The sequence below is a fragment of the Caulobacter sp. SRI_008 genome, assembly GCF_057586355.1.
In genome coordinates this window covers 354,363-369,720 of sequence record NZ_JBYCZS010000001.1, presented here as the reverse complement: position 1 = coordinate 369,720, position 15,358 = coordinate 354,363, and the positions used below count along the sequence as shown (strand labels likewise).

The following is a 15,358-nucleotide window of genomic DNA, read 5'->3' as shown; positions in this document are numbered from 1 at the left end:
CGGGTGAGGGGTCTCTCAGAACCATCAGCCGCTAAGACAGTTCGACCGGATGAGGCGTCTCATGTTTGAGAGACCCCTCATCCGACGGCCTTCGGCCGCCACCTTCTCCCGCAAGGGGAGAAGGATCGAAGGCGGCCCTTGAAACCCGAAAACCCCTCCCTATCTCAAAGTCGCGGGCCGGGCCCCTCTGGCGCAGCGTTGTGGGACACAACGCGCGTGATGTCGGACCGCATCGGGTGTTCTCGATGTCTGGGTCCGGGTTTCCCTCCCCCCTCGTGCCGGACCTGACGTCGGGAACACCCGTCCACTCTTGGAACAGGGACCCGACCGACCATGCCCCTTCTGATGTGCCCCAACTGCGACGGCTCCATGCAGGCCGTGCAGCGCGCCGGCGTCGAGTTCGACATGTGCCCCAAGTGCCGGGGCGTGTGGCTTGATCGCGGCGAACTGGAAAAGCTGATGGCCCTGGAGCGCGAGGACGCGCAAGCCGCGCCCGCGCCGCAGCCGTCGCCCTTCAACCGCGCCCAGCCGACCTATGAACAGCGCCCCGAGCCGCGTCGCTACGACGACGCCTGGCGGGGCGACCACAAGCGCCACGACGGCCACAAGCGCTACGACCATGACGACGACCATCGCCGTCACGGCCATCACAAGAAGAAGCGCTTCGACCTCTTCGACATCTTCGACTGATCCATAACCCTCAAAGGCCATGAACCACTTCAAGACCTTCGCCCTGCTCGCCGGCCTGACGGCTCTGTTCGTCGGGGCCGGCTACATGATCGGCGGCGCGACCGGCATGCTGATCGCCTTCGTGCTGGCCGCCGGCATGAACGTCTTCTCCTACTGGAACGCCGACAAGATCGTGCTGCGGGCCTATGGCGCGGTCGAGGTCGACGAGAGCCACCCCGAGCCGCTGGTGCGAAACTACGCCCGCGACGTGCGGGACCTGGCCCAGCGCGCCGGCCTGCCCATGCCGCGCGTCTGCATCATCGACAGCGACCAGCCCAACGCCTTCGCCACCGGCCGAAACCCTGAAAACGCCGCCGTGGCCGCCACCACGGGCCTGCTGGCCATGCTCGACCGCGACGAGATCCGCGGCGTCATGGCCCACGAACTGGCCCACGTGAAGAACCGCGACACCCTGACCATGACCGTGACGGCGACCATCGCTGGCGCGATCTCGGCCCTGGCCAACTTCGCCTTCTTCTTCGGCGGCTCGCGCGAGGACGACGAGCGGCCGGGCGGGATCATTGGGGCCATCGCCCTGGCGATCCTGGCGCCGATCGCCGCCATGCTGGTGCAGATGGCCATCAGCCGCTCGCGCGAATACGAGGCCGACCGGGTCGGGGCCGAAATCGCCGGCGACAACCGGGGTCTGGCCCGCGCTCTGGAGAAGATCGACGCCTATGCCCGTGGCGGCGTGGTCAACCACGAGGCCGAGCGCAATCCGGCCACGGCCCACATGTTCATCATCAACCCGCTGGCCGGCCGCGGCGCCGACAACCTGTTCTCGACCCACCCGGCCACCCGCAATCGGATCGAGGCCCTGCTGAAGCTGGCGATCGGGCAGGGGACGCGTCAGCGCCTGGAGACGGCCGTGCCGACCAGCGCGCCCAGCCGCAAGCCGGGCCCCTGGAGCTGACAAGCCGAAACTTGCCTGAGCCGCGCGTGCCCGCTTAGGCTACGGCTCGAGCGGGGGCGCCATGCGGGTTCTTAGGTTCATTCTGCAGACTTGCGGCTGGCTCGCGCTGATATTCGGCGCGGCGGTGCTGGTCGTGTTTGCGGTGAACGGCGTCGTCGGCGCCGACAGCACCTACAAAACGCCGGTGATACGCGCCGTATCGTTCATCGTCGGAGCGGTCGGGGTCGTCGCGTTGCAGTGGAGTTGGGCCAGGCGCTCCTAGCCGTGCTGCGACAGCGACAGCAGGTTGCCGTCCGGATCCTTGAACCAGGCGACCCTGTCGCCGCCGGGCGCGGTCCAGACGCCGTCGGGCCGCTGGTCGTCGCCGAAGAAGGGATAGCGCTCGAACGCCACGCCCTTGCCCGTCAGGTCAGCGACCTCCGCCTCGATGTCGTCGACCCGCCAGCCGAACACGGTGTAGGGCGCGATGACCGGCTGCGGCGGCGTGGTGATCCGGACGAAGATCGGCCCGGCCCGCAGCACCAGGGCAAAGTCGTCCTGGCTGACGAAGGCAAGGCCCAGCACGCCCTCATAGAAGGCGCGCGCTTTCCCGACGTCGCTGACCGCCAGAAAGCCCATCGGGGCGGCGTCGCCGAGCATGCGCGGATCCCGCGGTCAGGCGTTCGGGCTCACTGCGAGGGGAACGGCGGCGGCGGGACGTACACGCCGAGCGTGAACGGCGAGCCCGGATAGTCGGGGGCGGAGATGGTCTGGTAGGCGGGATACGACATGCCCGGGAAGGGAGCCGCCGGCCCCGCGGGCGGCAGGCGCATCGGCATCGCCACCCAGTCGTCCCACGCCAGGCAGGTGCCCCTGATGTCGGCGCTGTCGGCGCGGCAGCTGAAGCCGTCGGCGGTCTGGCGGCATTTGTCGAGGGTGACGGCGGGCTTGTAGCAGGTGCCCTTGCGCGTGGCCTTGGCCTGGGCTTCGGCGGTGGCCGCGGCCATGGCGTCTTCCTTGGTCGAGGCCTGAGCCCAGTGCCAGGTGCTGGCGGCCGCGCCGCCGGCCGCGGCGAGCGCCGAAGCCAGGGCCAGGCCGATCGCGATGACATGCGCCTTCATGAGTTCGCCTCCCGACATTTGTTGCATCGATTTCGACATCCATCCGACGTTGTCGTCAACAACCTTTGCGGATGTGGTTTGGTCGCATTCCACCTTTGGGATGTTTTTGGCGGCTCTCACTCCACCAGAGGCGCGCGCGATGGATCCAGCCGCACGATCTCGCGGATGCCGACCAGGGTGATGAACGAGCGCACCCGGCGGTCGTCGTTGAGCACCTCGTGGGTGAAGGCCTCATAGGCCTCCATGGTCGGCACGGTGACGGTCAGCAGGAAGTCGGTGCTGCCGGTCACGTGCCAGGCGCTGAGCACCTCCTTGCGGGCCGCCACCCCGGCGGCGAAGGCGTTGAAGAGGGCGCTGCCCTCGCGCTCCATCTCCACCAGCACATGCATGGTCAGGCCCGCGTTCAGCCGGGCCGGATCGACGATGGCCACGTCGGCGACGATCACGCCTTCCTTGCGCAGCCGCCGTAGGCGGCGCAGCACGGCGCTTTCCGACAGGCCGACTTTCTGCGCCAGACTACGGGCCGGCTCGAGGTTGTCGCGGCGTACCAGTTCCAGAAGCTTGCGGTCGAAATTGTCGAGCGTGACGGATTTCGTCATTCGGGCCTCCGATATCGCCTGTTTCAGGCGGTATACGACGAATTTCGGCGAGAAGCGTCGAGGATCGACGCCTATCTTCCGGGCATGTCCTCCGTCGCCCTCCGCCGTCCCGCGCTCGACGCGCTGCTGCCCTATGCCGCTCTATTCGGGGGCATGGTGACGCTGGCCGGCGGCACCTCGTTCGCCAAGAGCCTGTTCCCGCTGGTCGGAGCGCAGGGCACGAGCGCCTATCGGGTCGGTTTCGCGGCCCTGCTGCTGCTGGTCCTGTGGCGGCCCTGGCGCTTTCCGCTGAGCCGGCGCGACGTCATGGGCGTCGTCTTCTACGGCGCGGCCACCGGGGTGATGAACCTCAGCTTCTACATGGCCCTGCGCACCATCCCGCTGGGCGTGGCCCTGGCCATCGAGTTCATGGGGCCGCTGACCCTGTCGCTGCTGCACGCGCGCAAGCCCAGCCACTTCCTGTGCATCGGCCTGGCCGCCTTCGGCCTGATGCTGCTGTTGCCCCTGAAGCTGGGCGGGCCGGCGCTGGACCCGGTCGGCGTGGCCTTCGCCCTGGCGGCGGCCGTCTGCTGGGCGCTCTACATCGTCGCCGGCAAGCGCCTGGGCCACCTGCACGGCGGCCGCTCGGTGGCGCTGGGCATGAGCGTGGCGGCCCTGATCGTCGTGCCGTTCGGCGTCGCCGGGGCCGGCGCGGCCCTGCTCGACCCGCGTCTGATGCTGCTGGGCCTGGTGGTCGCCGTCTGCTCCAGCGCCGTGCCCTATTCGCTGGAGATGATCGCCCTCAAGCGCATCCCCAAGCGCACCTTCGGCGTGATGCTCAGCGTCGAGCCGGCGATCGGCGCCCTGGCCGGCCTCTTCGTGCTGGCCGAGCACCTGTCGCTGCAGCAGTGGGGCGCCATCGCCTGCATCGTCGCCGCCTCGGCCGGCGCGATCCTCACCACCACGCCCGAGAGCGCGGTGGTCGATGACGCCGAGGCGCTGGAGCGACCGGGCGGCTAGGGCGCTTCCACCGGCAGCAGCCGGGTGTATTCCCAACCCCACGGCAGGCCCGTCTCGCCCAGGGCCGCCTTGACGATCGACGGGATGATCCGCTGGCCGTCGCCGGCGTTGGTCAGCACCACAACGCAACGACGGCGCTTCTCGACACAGACCAGCATGTTGTCGGTGATGTCGTTGTGGCCGCCCTTGAAGAAGGCGTGGCCCTGCGGCCCGTCGAAGGTGACGACGCCGACGCCGGCCGCCAGCTTGATCCTGGCGTTGTCGGGGTTCTTGTCCTCGGTGAAGGGCGGGAACTGATAGGCGGCCGGGATCGCCAGGCTGCCGCGCGAGAACTCGGCCCGGGCCTTCTTCGACAGGCCCCAGCCGCTGGCCATGGCCGCGGCCAGCTTGCCCATGTCGTCGATCGTGGTGTCGAGCGAGCCGGCCGCCTTGACGCTGGAGCGGTCGTCGTGGCCCTCCCACTTGCCGTCGGCCTGGCGTCCGTCGGCCAGGTCGGTCGCGAAGTCGTCGCGCCAGACCATGCCCGAGCGGCTCATGCCCAGCGGCTTGAACAGGCGCCTGTCCATGTCCTCGCCGACCTTCAGGCCCAGGCCCTGCTCGATGACGAACTGCATCAGGTTCAGGCCCTCGCCCGAATAGGCGTAGCGGCTGCCCGGCTCGAACTTGATGTCGAGCTTCTCGTCGGGGTTCAGCCAGCGGAAGTTCGGAAATCCCGCCGAGTGGGTGAGCAGCATGCGCGGGGTGATCTTGCGCCAGCGCGGATCGGCGGCGAGGTCGGCATAGGCCTTGTAGTCGGGCAGGGGTTTGGGAAGGATTTCCGCGATCGGCTTGTCGAGGTCGAGCTTCCCCTCGTCGACCAGCATCATCACGTAATAGGCGAAGGTCGTCTTGGTCAGGGAGGCGGCGTACATCACCGTCTGCGGGGTCAGGGGATCGCCCTTCTGGTTGCGCACGCCCATCGCCGTGACGTGGACGACCTTGCCGTTCTCGATCACGGCCACGGCCACGCCGGGGATCTTACCCACGGTCGTCAGCCGGGCGATTTCATCATCCAGTTTCGGATTTTCGGCGTGCGCCGATCCCGCGGCCAGACACAAGCTCGCCGCCGCCCACGCCAGAGACTTTCCACGCATTTCCACAGGCCCCACAGTTGCGCGCACCCTCGCGCCGGGCGACCTTGGCGGCCATGGGCGTCTTTTTCAACCGCCGCGTGCTGCTGGCCGGGCTCTTGCTCTCAGGCTGCGCCGCCGTGCCGCCAGCCCCGCCGCGCCTGCTGCCGGCCGGGGCCGACGCACCGGGCGAGTTGGAGCCGCTGCTGGGCGTGCGGGTCGACGCCGATGGCCTGATCGTGCGCCTGAAGTCGGCCGGCTGCCTGCGCAAGGAAGACCTGCGCTTCTTCGTCGACCGGAAAGGCGGCGTCCCGTCGGTGGCCTTCGCCCGGCGTAGGCTGGAGACCTGCAAGGGCGGCGGACCGGAGACGGTCGAGGTGCGGTTCGGCTGGGGTGAGCTGGGTTTGAGCGGCGTCTCAGCGGTGCGGGTGCTGAATCCCGTCAACACCCCATAACCTCCCGTCATTCCCGCCCTTGTGGCGGGAACCCCTCTGTCAGCCGCAAGGGAGAATGGGGCGGATCGCTGGCGATCCGCTTGCTCTTCACGTGCGGGCGGAACCAGGGGTTCCCGCCACAAGGGCGGGAATGACGGGAAGAAAGCAAGGTGCGTGCGGTCGGTAGACCTCAGCCCTTCGGCGTGAAGCGCTCGATCATCCAGGGCAGAACCCGCGCCGGACGCTTGGCGGCGATGTCGATCAGCACCCAGTCGGTGCGGCTCTGGGCGCACATTTCGCCGTCGGGGCCGTCGATGCGGACATAGCGCTCGAAGCGCGGGCCCTTCAGTTCGCCCACCCAGGTGTAGCCGGTGGCGATCTCATGCGGCAGCAGTTCGCGGCGGTAGTCGATCTCGTGGCGGCGGGCGACCCAGCTCCAGGGGGCCCGTTCTTCTTCCGAAGCCCAGGCCTCCCAGTGCGCGATGGCGAGATCTTGAGCCCAGCCCAGATAGACCACGTTGTTGACGTGGCCGTTGGCGTCGATGTCCGACGCCTTCGGCTCGAAGGTCAGGGGATAGGCGTCGCCGGGCGGGACGAAGAGGCGGCTCACGCGCGTCCCCCGAAAGTGTGAGCGGTTTCGGGGAAGGGACGCGCGTTCTTCTTAGGAGGTGAGCCCCCCGGGCGCCGAACCGCTTCGCACTTCGGCTGGGGGCTCACGCCGTGATGACGCCCTGGTCGATCAGCAGGGTCTTCAGCTCGCCCGACTGGAACATCTCGCGGACGATGTCGCTGCCGCCGACGAACTCGCCCTTGACGTAGAGCTGCGGGATGGTCGGCCAGTCGGTGAAGGTCTTGATGCCCTGGCGCAGTTCGTCGTCCTGCAGCACGTCGACGCCGACGAACTCGACGCCGAGGTGGTCGAGGATCTGCACGGCCACCGACGAGAAGCCGCAGCGCGGCTGGTCGGGCACGCCCTTCATGAACAGCACCACCGGGTGCTCGGCCACGGTCTTGGCGATGAATTCGATGGCGGGAGAGGCGGCGACTTCAGTCATGACGGGGAATTCCTTGGGCGTAGCCTCTCAGCTAGGCGCCGCAAGGCCCCGGGTCAAGCGCGGCGCTTGGCCCCAGCGGCCTGTTCGGCCGAAAACCGCGCCATCTCGATCTGGGCGGCGCAGCCGGTCGGCAGGTCGCGCTCGGTCACCCGGGCCAGGGCTTCCAGCTTGTCGCGCTTGTGGGTGATCACCTGCACGGTGGCCAGCGACGGCTCGGTCAGGGCGTAGCCGAGGCAGAGCTCCTGGCCGGTCCAGCCGGGGGTGCTGTCGAGGAAGTCGTAGCCGCCCAGATTGGCCAGCGGGTCGGTGCGGCGCCGCCAGAGCGACGGCTTCTTGAAGATCGGCCTGGCTTCGCGGTCGCGGATCGACTGGGGCCAGAAGTCCTCGCCGATCACCGCCACGTCGCGGCCGAAGGCGTTACGGACGCGGTGGCGATCCGCCCAACCCGAAGACAGGTTGAACGGCGCGGCCAGGGCGTCGAACACGCCGGTCGCCAGATGGCGCTCCTGGCTGTCGCCGCGGCTGGCCAGGCCCAGGGACTGGATCAGGCCCGACTGGCGCAGGCCCAGCAGGGCGGCCATGGCCGAGGGCGGGAAGGCCGAGCCCGGGTCGTCGACCGTGACCAGGTTCACATAGGACAGGCCGCAACGCTCGACGGCCAGGTCGACCGTGTCGTGGGCGGCCTGGGCGCTCAGCAACTCGCCGCCGCTGCGCAGGCGCCAGCCCACGAACAGCAGCCGCCGCTCGATGGTGGTCAGGGACTCGCTCACGCCCTCCAGCAGGGCGTTGGACGAGCCGTGCACCTCGAAGCTGTTGATGCCGGCTTCGAGGGCCGTGAAGATCAGGTTGCGCCAGTCCTTGCCGCCCATGCGCGGATGGTCGGCCAGTCTCAGCGTGATCGCCGAGATCGCCATGCCTTCCTTGCCGAACGGACGATAGCGCAAGGGCCTTACTCCGTGGGGGCGGCGGTTTCGAGCGCCAGGGCGTGCAGCTCGCCGCCCAGCACGTCGGCCAGGGCGCGGTTGACCATCTGGTGCTGCTTGACGCGGTTCAGGCCGCGGAAGGCGGGCGAGACGATGCGCGCCTTGTAGTGATCGCCGTCGCCGGCGAGGTCCGTCAGCACGATCTCGGAGTCCGGGAAAGCCGCGTTCAGGCGGGCTTCGAGCACGTCGGGCGCCATGGGCATGGGGCGGAGTCTCCGATCCTTGGAAGGGCTAGATGCCCGATAAACCTTAAGATCGCGCATATGGCGGGTGTCGCGCTCAGGTGCAATCGACGCAGGGGCGAGCGAGCGCCGTCGATCGCGCTTGACGATAACGCGATCTCACGTAACGATCACGTATCCGTGAATCTTGCGTGAGGTGGGCGTGATGCGGTGGTTGGGGGTTGTGGTCGCGGCGACGGTCGCGATGGGGCTGGGCGGTTGCGCCGAGGTGGTGTCGGACACGCCTTGGTTCGGTGCGCAGGACGCGCGTGGCGCGCCGGCGCTGAAACCCGGGCTATGGGTCGTGTCGGTCGAGGGTTGCCGGGCCCGGGCGGATCGGTCGCTCCGACGCTGGGAAGGCTGCGGGATCGTCCTGGTTCGAAGCCAGGACCATGTCGTGCTCGAGCTGGACAAGGACGCCCGTCTGGTCTGGCGACAGCTTGAGACACTGCTGGCGGTTCGAAACCCCCTGATCCTGCAGAGCTTCGACCGTGAGAAGGCGTCCGGCGCATACGCATACCGAACCGTTACGCCCACGGCGTTTGATGCGGCGGGGCAGGTGGTCGCTCTGCGCTTCTCGTTTCTCTTCTGCGAAGATTTCGATGCGCCCGAGGGGGCTGACGAAAGACGGCCGCTCAAGCCCGGCCTGAGCTGGAAGAGCGAGGGCGTGACCTGCGTCGCCGACAGCGAGGCGGCGCTGATGGCGGCCGCCGCGGTCGGAGTCCGGGAAGACAAGGAACACCCGCGCGAGATGCGCTGGGTCCGCGAGCCTCGTCCCGACGACTTCGCCAAGGCGCGCCGATGATCGCCGCCCTGCTGGCCGCCGCCGCCGTGGCCGCGACCCCGCCGCCGCTGGTGGTGCGCGAGGGGGTCTGGGGGATGGGCTGCTCGAAGAACGAAGCCGGCTGTTCTACGGTGCTCGTGCGCGGCGGCGAGGTGCTGAGCCGGGTCGACGGCCAGATCCTGCGCATGCCGCTTCATTTCGTGCCCGGTGATCCGCCGATGCTGCGGCTCGACCATGACTACGACGAAAAGTTCGGTGGCTTCATAGATCTGGACGAGGCCTATTCGACCCACTGGCGCAGCTATGTCGGCGTGGGGATTACGGCCCGTGACGCGCGGGGGCGGGTTACGCGTCTCCGCTTCTGGCCGATCTGGTGCGAGGTCCCCGAGGACGGCAAGACGTCGAAGCAGCCTGGCGTGCGCTGGGACCCCGTCCGTCACGCCTGTCTGGTCGAGGGCAAAAACGCCATCCGCGCGGCCTCGGCCGAGGATCGCGATCTCTATGGCGACCTCTTTTCCTATCAATGGATCCGCGATGCTGGCCCGGAGGAGGAGCCGCGCTAGGCGGGCCTCGACCGGGAAGTGTTTCCGAGCGAAGGGAGGCGTGTAGCGCGATTTCGGAGCAGGGCGCGATGAGACTTCCGAGGATCTGGCCAGCGCTGGCCCTGGCGACGACAGCCCTGCTGGGCGGCTGCGAGAACCTCGTCGCGTCCAAGACCTCGCTGTTCGAGGCCGGCGACACCGTGCCGGAAGGAACGCTGAAGGCCGGCTGGTGGGTGGCGCGGACGCCCGGATGCGATGTCGATCCGGCCCTGCCGAGCGGGCAGTGGCCGTCGTGCGCCAAGGCCGTGCTCATGCCTGAACGGCTTTCGTACCAGCGGCTGGTGAGGACCGGCGACGAGCCTGACGCCGAAACGGCCAGGGTGGGCTACCTGCTGGCGGCCGGCGAGCCGATGATCCTGCAATTGTCGCTGCTGTCGCCGCAGGCACAGAGCGGCGGGAGCCCGGTCGTCCACCTCTACAAGGCTGTTCGGCCGACCGTGAAGGACGCCCAAGGACGGGTGATCGAGATCCGCCACTGGGCGGTGGTCTGCGGACCGCTGGAGCCGCCGGTCGAGGAGGCGCATCACTACCGTCGCAAGACCAGCGCGCCGTGGCCCGGTGTCGAGAGCCGAAGCGACGGGTGCTGGGCGCGCGACGTCGCTGGACTGCGTGACGCCGCGCGGCGCAGCGAAGCGCTCGCCGTCGCCGCTTCGCCGCCTTTGCGCTGGTTGCGCGAACACAGGCCTGATGATCAAACCTTCGATCAGTGGCTCGTGTCCTGGCTGTGACTGGGCTGTGATCGGGCCGAACGGGAAAGTTTCGATGCGTAAGGTTCTCGCCGCCCCCTCCGCGCTTTTGCTCGCGGCCGCTGTCTTCGCCGGCCTCGCCGCGCCCGCCCTGGCCGGTCCGGGCGACCTGGCGCTGGACGACGTCAAGATCCTGTCGGCCGACGCCATGCAGGGACGGGCGGTGGGTTCGCCCGGCTCGCAGCTGGCGCGCACCTACATTCTCGAACGCTTCAAAGGGATCGGCCTGGCGCCGATCGGCGAGGGCTTCGAGCGGCCGTTCCGCTTCAAGCGCAAGGACGGCGTGACGGTCACCGGCGTCAATCTCGTGGCCCGTATCCAGGGGACGGAAGGCGGCGGCAAGGCGCTGCTGGTCACCGCCCACTACGACCATGTCGGGGTCAAAAACGGTCAGATCTACAACGGCGCCGACGACAACGCCTCGGGCGTGGCGGGCCTGCTGGCGGTGGCCGAGGCCTTCAAGGAAAAACCGCCGAAGCACGACGTGCTGATCGTCGCCCTCGACGCCGAGGAGAGCGGCCTGAAGGGCGCCAAGGCCTTCGCCGCCGCACCTTCGGTCCCGCTGGCGAGCATCGGCCTGACGGTGAACTTCGACATGCTGAGCAAGAACGCCAAGGGCGAGCTCTACGTCTCCGGATCCTCGCCGCAGCCGTTCCTCAAGCCCATTCTCGACGATGTCGCCAAGACCGCGCCGGTGACCCTCAGGCAGGGCCACGACACCGACGCCCAGGGCAAGGACAACAACTGGACCTTCCAGTCCGACCAGGGCGCCTTCGCCGAGAAGGGCGTGCCGTGGGTCTATTTCGGCGTCGAGGACCACCCCGAATACCACCAGCCCACCGACGACTTCGAAACCATCCCCCAAGCCTTTTTCAAGGGCTCGGTGGCGACGGTGGTCCAGGCGACCCGGGCGTTTGACGAGCGGCTGGGGGAGATCGTGAAGGCCTCGGGCCGCTGATCCCAAATCCGTAAAATCCCCGCGAAAGCGGGGACCCAGGCTTTTTCTGCAACCCGCCGCGCTCGACGATAAAACACCTGGGTCCCCGCTTTCGCGGGGATTTTACGGAAGAGAGCGGGTTCCTCCGATCGCTCACATACTATAGGGGGGTATGCTATGGCTCACCTCTCCACCGACAACGACGCCCTGCTCAAGCGGGTCCGCCGCATCGCCGGCCAGGTCGCGGCGATCGAACGCGCGATCGCCGACGACCACGATTGCGCCAAGACCCTGCATCTGGTCGCCGCCACCCGCGGCGCGCTGAACGGCCTGCTGGACGAGATCGTCGAGGCCCACCTGCGCGAGCACGTGGCCGCTCCGGGCCTCACCGACGCCGAGCGCGAAAAGGGCGCGGCCGAGGTGATCGAGGCCTTCCGCCGCTATTCCAAATGAGATCCGACATGACCGCCGCCCCGGTTCCGCACGACCACGTCTTCCTGGCCGCCGACCACGACGCCAACGCCCGTCGCACCCTGTGGGTGGTGGCGCTGACCGCCGTGATGATGGTGGTCGAGATCCTGGCCGGCTGGTGGACCGGTTCGATGGCCCTGCTGGCCGACGGCTTCCACATGGCCACCCACGCCGGCGCCCTGGCCGTGGCGGCCGCCGCCTACGCCTATGCCCGCAAGCACGCCACGAGCGCCCGCTACAGCTTCGGCACCGGCAAGGTCGGCGACCTGTCGGGCTTCGCCTCGGCCCTGGTGCTGGCGGTGATCGCCATCGGCGTCGGCGTGGAGTCGGTACGCCGGCTGTTCGAGCCGTCGTCGATCGCCTTCATGGAGGCCATCGTCATCGCGGTGGTCGGTCTGCTGGTGAACCTGGCCAGCGCCGCCCTGCTGTCGGGCGGACATCACCACGGCCACCATCATGGCCACGACCACCACCACGGTCATGACCACGCACACCACGACCATGGTCATCATGGGCACGGCCACGACAACAACCTGCGCTCGGCCTACATGCACGTGCTGGCCGACGCCCTGACCTCGGTGCTGGCCATCGTCGCCCTGGTCGCCGGACGGCAGTTCGGCTGGACCTGGCTGGACCCGATCATGGGTGTGGTCGGGGCGGTGGTCATCGGCCGCTGGGCCATCGGCCTGATGCGCGACACCGCCGCCGTCCTGCTCGACACCACCGACGACCACGTGGCGCAGGAAGTGCGCGAGCTGGTCGAAGGCCCCGGCGACGCCCGGATCCTGGACCTGCATGTCTGGAAGGTCGGGCCCCAGGCCCATGCCGCCATCGTCAGCGTGGCGGGCCTGACCGCCGAGGCCGTGCGCGGCCGGCTGGTCCCGGTGCACGAGCTGCGGCACCTGACGGTGGAAGCTTCCTAGCAGCGTCCCTCTCCCCTTGCGGGAGAGGGTGGCCCCGCAGCGTGGGGCCGGGTGAGGGGTCTCTCAGAAGCAAGACGCCGCGGCAGCCGATCGGCCGCCGCAGCGTTTTTCGTGGGTGCGACCCCTCATCCGTCGACTTCGTCGACACCTTCTCCCGCAAGGGGAGAAGGGGATCAGTCCACCTCGTCGTTGGCCGCCTCGACCTCGACGCCGAACACCTCGTCGATGACCTCCATGATCTCTTCGAGATCGTCGAGGGTCACCCGCACGCGCAGGGTCTGGTCGTCGTCGGCGGTGAGCGTCAGGAAGATGCCGTGCTCGGACTCCTCCAGGATGAACTCGTCGAGATTGGCGATGACGGACATGGCGCGCCTCCCTGCTTGCGAAGGGGGAGCGGACGGCGGCGGCTTTCGTTCCGGGCCGTCGCCGTCCTGGGCTCAGGCGTGCTCGGGAACCCGGTAGCGGGCCGCCGGGCGGTCGCGCGACAGGTTCGGGGCCAGGTTCAGGCGCGCGCCGTCATAGGCGGCGAAGTCGGCGGCGTCGGGCAGGGAGGGGATGGTCACCAGCTCGCCCTGGTCGAAGCCCGCCAGGGCCGCGTCCACCAGGTCGCCCACCTCCATCAGGGTCGAGGGATCCAGCGCGTCGGCGCCGCCGCTTCCCGAACGGTCCCAGATCTCGGTGCGTGTGGCGCCGGGCAGCACGGCCTGCAGCTTCACGCTCTCCGGCAACTGGCTGCGCAGGCCCTGCGTGAAGTAGGTCACATAGGCCTTGGTCGCGCCGTAGACGGGCGAGCGGAACTCGGGAACCAGGCCGACAACCGACGAGATGTTGACGATCGCGCCGCGATCGCGGGCCTTGAAGGCGCCAGCCGCGGCGTGGGCCAGGCGGGTCACCGACACCACGTTCAGCTGGATCAGGTTGTCGACCTTGTCGAGGTCCTGGTCGACGAAGTCGCCGGCCAGGGCCGCGCCGGCGTTGTTGATCAGGAGGTCGATGGACGCATCGTCGCGCAGCCGGGCCTCGACGCGGGCCAGGTCGGCGGCGTTCGTCAGGTCGGCCTGGATGACGTCGACCTTCACGCCGGTGTCGGCCTTCAGGCGTTCGGCCAGGTCGGCGAGGCGCTTGGCGTCGCGGGCGACCAGCACGAGGTCGTGGCCGCGCCTGGCGAGGCGGTCGGCATAGGTGGCGCCGATGCCGGTGGAGGCGCCCGTCACCAGGGCCGCGCCGGGAAACTGTTGCTTGCTCATGGTCTCTATCCCCTCGGGATGGTTGTCGCCTCGGCGCTCGGCCCGGCGTGACTTGCAGATGGCAAGTTACTTTCGAATTGCAAGTGACCGGCTTTCATTTTGCTAGCCAAGCCCTATCTTTCGTCCATGACCACGCGCGCCTTCGATCCCGGACAGTGCCCCGTCGGCCGCACGCTCGAACGCGTCGGCGACGTCTGGAGCCTGATGATCCTGCGGGACGCCTTCCACGGCCTCACCCGCTTCGACGCGTTCGAAAAGAGCCTCGGGGTCGCGCCGAACATTCTGACCAAGCGTCTCGGAGCGCTTGTAGAATCCGGCTTTCTCGAGCGGCGGCCCTATCAGGATCGGCCCGTGCGCCACGAGTACGTGCTGACGCAGATGGGCCGCGACTTCGGACCGGTGCTGACGGCCCTGCTGGCCTTCGGCAACCGCCATCTCGCCAAGGAAGGGATCGCCAGCTGCCTGGTCGACCGCGAGACGGGCCAGACCGCCGAGCCGGTGGTGATCGACGCCCGCAGCGGCAAGCCGATCGACGGGGCGGACTTCGCCTACGCCGCCGGCCCGGCCGCGGGCGAGGCGGTGCTCGCACGCCTGGCGCTGATGGAGATCTTGAGCGCGCGAAGCTGAAACGGCGATCTTGCCAACGGCTTTCGCCTTGGTTGTATGCTATCCTCGATTGTGAAGACGCCGCCGGGGAGGCACGACCATGGACACCATCACCGCCAAGAGCGCCAACGGCGCGACCGATCCGGCCCCGGTCTCGGCCTTGGCCGAGGATGTCGCCGCGCCGCCCGCACCGACCGTGACCGCCGAGCCCGAGGCTCAGTCGCCGCCCCTGACGGCGGCCGCGTCTTCGAGCGGTCCGGAGGTGAAGCTCAACTTCATCAACCGCTCCAACGGCGGCCCCGGAACCCAGGTGCTGGTGTTCGGCAAGCCGGTGACCCCGGCCGCCGACGAGGCCTCGTCGGCCTGGCTGGTGATCCAGAACTGCGCGCCCGGCTGGAGCCACCCCTTCGTCTGGCCGGCGGCGGTGACGATCGGGGTGATCGACGCCTGGGGCAACGTCTCGCCGCAGCTGGCGATCGAGAACGGCCAGGTGGCCACGGTGACCAGCACGCCCTCGGGCGAGAGCCTGCAGCTCACCGACCAAGCCACCTCGCCCGAGGCCTTCGGGGTGATCAACCAGCTGGCCCAGGGTTCGGTGGGGGTCACGGTGTTCCGGGCCGGCAAGCCCTACGTCCAGACCCGCGCCCTCTTCCCCGGCAGCCAGGTGATCTTCACCTTCAGGCCGACGATCTGGATCGGCGCGGTCTCGCAGGTGCGCGAGGGCGAGCCGCTGACCAGCGCCGTCGTCCAGCAGGTCAACACCGAGATCAACCTGATCGGCATGGCCGGCGCCGACATCGTCATGACCGGCGGCGGCGAGGGTCCCGACGCCAAGCCGTTCATCTTCACGCTGGAGAACGTGACCTACGCCTGAGGCGGCAAGGCTCCGCGCCGCGTCGA

At 68.8% G+C, this 15,358-nt stretch carries 23 protein-coding genes; 13 read left to right on the top strand and 10 right to left on the bottom strand.

All coding sequences use genetic code 11. From position 1 onward, the window contains the following. The first annotated feature begins 333 nt into the window (after positions 1–333). From AC2YHT_RS01785 to AC2YHT_RS01775, 3 genes are all read left to right on the top strand, one after another. Positions 334–690, top strand: a complete 357-nt coding sequence (locus tag AC2YHT_RS01785) for a TFIIB-type zinc ribbon-containing protein (protein WP_487287881.1) — start codon at positions 334–336, stop codon at positions 688–690. Positions 691–709: 19 nt separating this feature from the next. Beyond that, entirely contained in the window at positions 710–1,642 is a 933-nt protein-coding gene (gene htpX / locus AC2YHT_RS01780) for a zinc metalloprotease HtpX (RefSeq protein WP_487287880.1), read from the top strand. Positions 1,643–1,703: 61 nt separating this feature from the next. Continuing rightward, complete coding sequence (locus AC2YHT_RS01775; RefSeq protein WP_487287879.1) at positions 1,704–1,904, top strand: hypothetical protein; 201 nt, start codon at positions 1,704–1,706, stop codon at positions 1,902–1,904. Here the strand turns inward: AC2YHT_RS01775 and AC2YHT_RS01770 are convergent. The 3 genes from AC2YHT_RS01770 to AC2YHT_RS01760 form a co-directional block, all read right to left on the bottom strand. Continuing rightward, the gene (locus AC2YHT_RS01770) at positions 1,901–2,281 is read right to left on the bottom strand and encodes a VOC family protein (protein WP_487287878.1); all 381 of its coding nucleotides are present in this window, start codon (positions 2,279–2,281) and stop codon (positions 1,901–1,903) included. The two genes, AC2YHT_RS01775 and AC2YHT_RS01770, sit on opposite strands and share 4 nt — an antisense overlap. Before the next feature lie 29 nt (positions 2,282–2,310). Further along, a complete protein-coding gene (locus tag AC2YHT_RS01765; RefSeq protein WP_487287877.1) occupies positions 2,311–2,742 on the bottom strand; it encodes a hypothetical protein in 432 nt (143 codons plus the stop codon). Positions 2,743–2,858: 116 nt separating this feature from the next. After that, positions 2,859–3,341 carry an Lrp/AsnC family transcriptional regulator gene (locus AC2YHT_RS01760; protein WP_110121498.1) on the bottom strand — a complete coding sequence of 161 codons (483 nt, stop codon included), beginning with the start codon at positions 3,339–3,341 and terminating at the stop codon, positions 2,859–2,861. Between the two features lie 84 nt (positions 3,342–3,425). Between AC2YHT_RS01760 and AC2YHT_RS01755 the strand changes: the two genes are divergently transcribed. Further along, on the top strand, positions 3,426–4,340 hold the full coding sequence (locus AC2YHT_RS01755) for an EamA family transporter (protein WP_487287876.1): 915 nt from the start codon (positions 3,426–3,428) through the stop codon (positions 4,338–4,340). Here AC2YHT_RS01755 and AC2YHT_RS01750 read toward each other — a convergent pair. After that, positions 4,337–5,473 carry a serine hydrolase domain-containing protein gene (locus AC2YHT_RS01750; RefSeq protein ID WP_487287875.1) on the bottom strand — a complete coding sequence of 379 codons (1,137 nt, stop codon included), beginning with the start codon at positions 5,471–5,473 and terminating at the stop codon, positions 4,337–4,339. The genes AC2YHT_RS01755 and AC2YHT_RS01750 overlap by 4 nt on opposite strands. Before the next feature lie 53 nt (positions 5,474–5,526). Between AC2YHT_RS01750 and AC2YHT_RS01745 the strand changes: the two genes are divergently transcribed. Beyond that, entirely contained in the window at positions 5,527–5,904 is a 378-nt protein-coding gene (locus AC2YHT_RS01745) for a hypothetical protein (RefSeq protein ID WP_487287874.1), read from the top strand. Between the two features lie 169 nt (positions 5,905–6,073). On the opposite strand, the gene AC2YHT_RS01740 is transcribed toward AC2YHT_RS01745, so the two are convergent. The 4 genes from AC2YHT_RS01740 to AC2YHT_RS01725 form a co-directional block, all read right to left on the bottom strand. Further along, positions 6,074–6,493, bottom strand: coding sequence for an acyl-CoA thioesterase (locus AC2YHT_RS01740; protein ID WP_487287873.1), 420 nt, complete (start codon positions 6,491–6,493; stop codon positions 6,074–6,076). Positions 6,494–6,596: 103 nt separating this feature from the next. Next, entirely contained in the window at positions 6,597–6,938 is a 342-nt protein-coding gene (grxD, locus tag AC2YHT_RS01735; RefSeq protein WP_487287872.1) for a Grx4 family monothiol glutaredoxin, read from the bottom strand. A 53-nt stretch (positions 6,939–6,991) separates the two neighbouring features. Next, positions 6,992–7,882 carry an aldo-keto reductase family protein gene (locus AC2YHT_RS01730; protein ID WP_487287871.1) on the bottom strand — a complete coding sequence of 297 codons (891 nt, stop codon included), beginning with the start codon at positions 7,880–7,882 and terminating at the stop codon, positions 6,992–6,994. A 5-nt stretch (positions 7,883–7,887) separates the two neighbouring features. Next, positions 7,888–8,124, bottom strand: coding sequence for a BolA/IbaG family iron-sulfur metabolism protein (locus AC2YHT_RS01725; protein ID WP_487287870.1), 237 nt, complete (start codon positions 8,122–8,124; stop codon positions 7,888–7,890). Positions 8,125–8,305: 181 nt separating this feature from the next. Here AC2YHT_RS01725 and AC2YHT_RS01720 point away from each other — a divergent pair, with 181 nt between their 5' ends. The 6 genes from AC2YHT_RS01720 to dmeF all read left to right on the top strand — a co-directional run bounded on the left by AC2YHT_RS01720 (position 8,306) and on the right by dmeF (position 12,605). Then, on the top strand, positions 8,306–8,947 hold the full coding sequence (locus AC2YHT_RS01720; protein ID WP_487287869.1) for a hypothetical protein: 642 nt from the start codon (positions 8,306–8,308) through the stop codon (positions 8,945–8,947). Further along, on the top strand, positions 8,944–9,489 hold the full coding sequence (locus tag AC2YHT_RS01715; RefSeq protein WP_487287868.1) for a hypothetical protein: 546 nt from the start codon (positions 8,944–8,946) through the stop codon (positions 9,487–9,489). Before AC2YHT_RS01720 ends, AC2YHT_RS01715 begins: the two co-directional genes overlap by 4 nt. 68 nt (positions 9,490–9,557) lie before the next feature. Further along, complete coding sequence (locus AC2YHT_RS01710) at positions 9,558–10,256, top strand: hypothetical protein (protein ID WP_487287867.1); 699 nt, start codon at positions 9,558–9,560, stop codon at positions 10,254–10,256. Positions 10,257–10,290: 34 nt separating this feature from the next. Next, on the top strand, positions 10,291–11,232 hold the full coding sequence (locus AC2YHT_RS01705; RefSeq protein WP_487287866.1) for a M20/M25/M40 family metallo-hydrolase: 942 nt from the start codon (positions 10,291–10,293) through the stop codon (positions 11,230–11,232). Positions 11,233–11,388: 156 nt separating this feature from the next. Beyond that, a complete protein-coding gene (locus AC2YHT_RS01700) occupies positions 11,389–11,664 on the top strand; it encodes a metal/formaldehyde-sensitive transcriptional repressor (RefSeq protein WP_487287865.1) in 276 nt (91 codons plus the stop codon). 8 nt (positions 11,665–11,672) lie between these two features. Further along, positions 11,673–12,605: a CDF family Co(II)/Ni(II) efflux transporter DmeF gene (gene dmeF / locus AC2YHT_RS01695; RefSeq protein ID WP_487287864.1), complete on the top strand. Its 933-nt coding sequence runs from the start codon at positions 11,673–11,675 to the stop codon at positions 12,603–12,605. A gap of 173 nt (positions 12,606–12,778) precedes the next feature. On the opposite strand, the gene AC2YHT_RS01690 is transcribed toward dmeF, so the two are convergent. Beyond that, positions 12,779–12,970 (bottom strand): hypothetical protein, encoded by a 192-nt coding sequence (locus AC2YHT_RS01690; RefSeq protein ID WP_487287863.1) that lies wholly within the window; start codon positions 12,968–12,970, stop codon positions 12,779–12,781. Positions 12,971–13,042: 72 nt separating this feature from the next. Beyond that, positions 13,043–13,852 carry an SDR family NAD(P)-dependent oxidoreductase gene (locus AC2YHT_RS01685; RefSeq protein ID WP_487287862.1) on the bottom strand — a complete coding sequence of 270 codons (810 nt, stop codon included), beginning with the start codon at positions 13,850–13,852 and terminating at the stop codon, positions 13,043–13,045. Between the two features lie 126 nt (positions 13,853–13,978). Here AC2YHT_RS01685 and AC2YHT_RS01680 point away from each other — a divergent pair, with 126 nt between their 5' ends. Together AC2YHT_RS01680 and AC2YHT_RS01675 are read left to right on the top strand one after the other, a co-directional pair. After that, positions 13,979–14,479 (top strand): winged helix-turn-helix transcriptional regulator, encoded by a 501-nt coding sequence (locus tag AC2YHT_RS01680; protein WP_487287861.1) that lies wholly within the window; start codon positions 13,979–13,981, stop codon positions 14,477–14,479. Between the two features lie 79 nt (positions 14,480–14,558). Further along, positions 14,559–15,332 (top strand): hypothetical protein, encoded by a 774-nt coding sequence (locus AC2YHT_RS01675; RefSeq protein ID WP_487287860.1) that lies wholly within the window; start codon positions 14,559–14,561, stop codon positions 15,330–15,332. Positions 15,333–15,358: the final 26 nt, after the last annotated feature.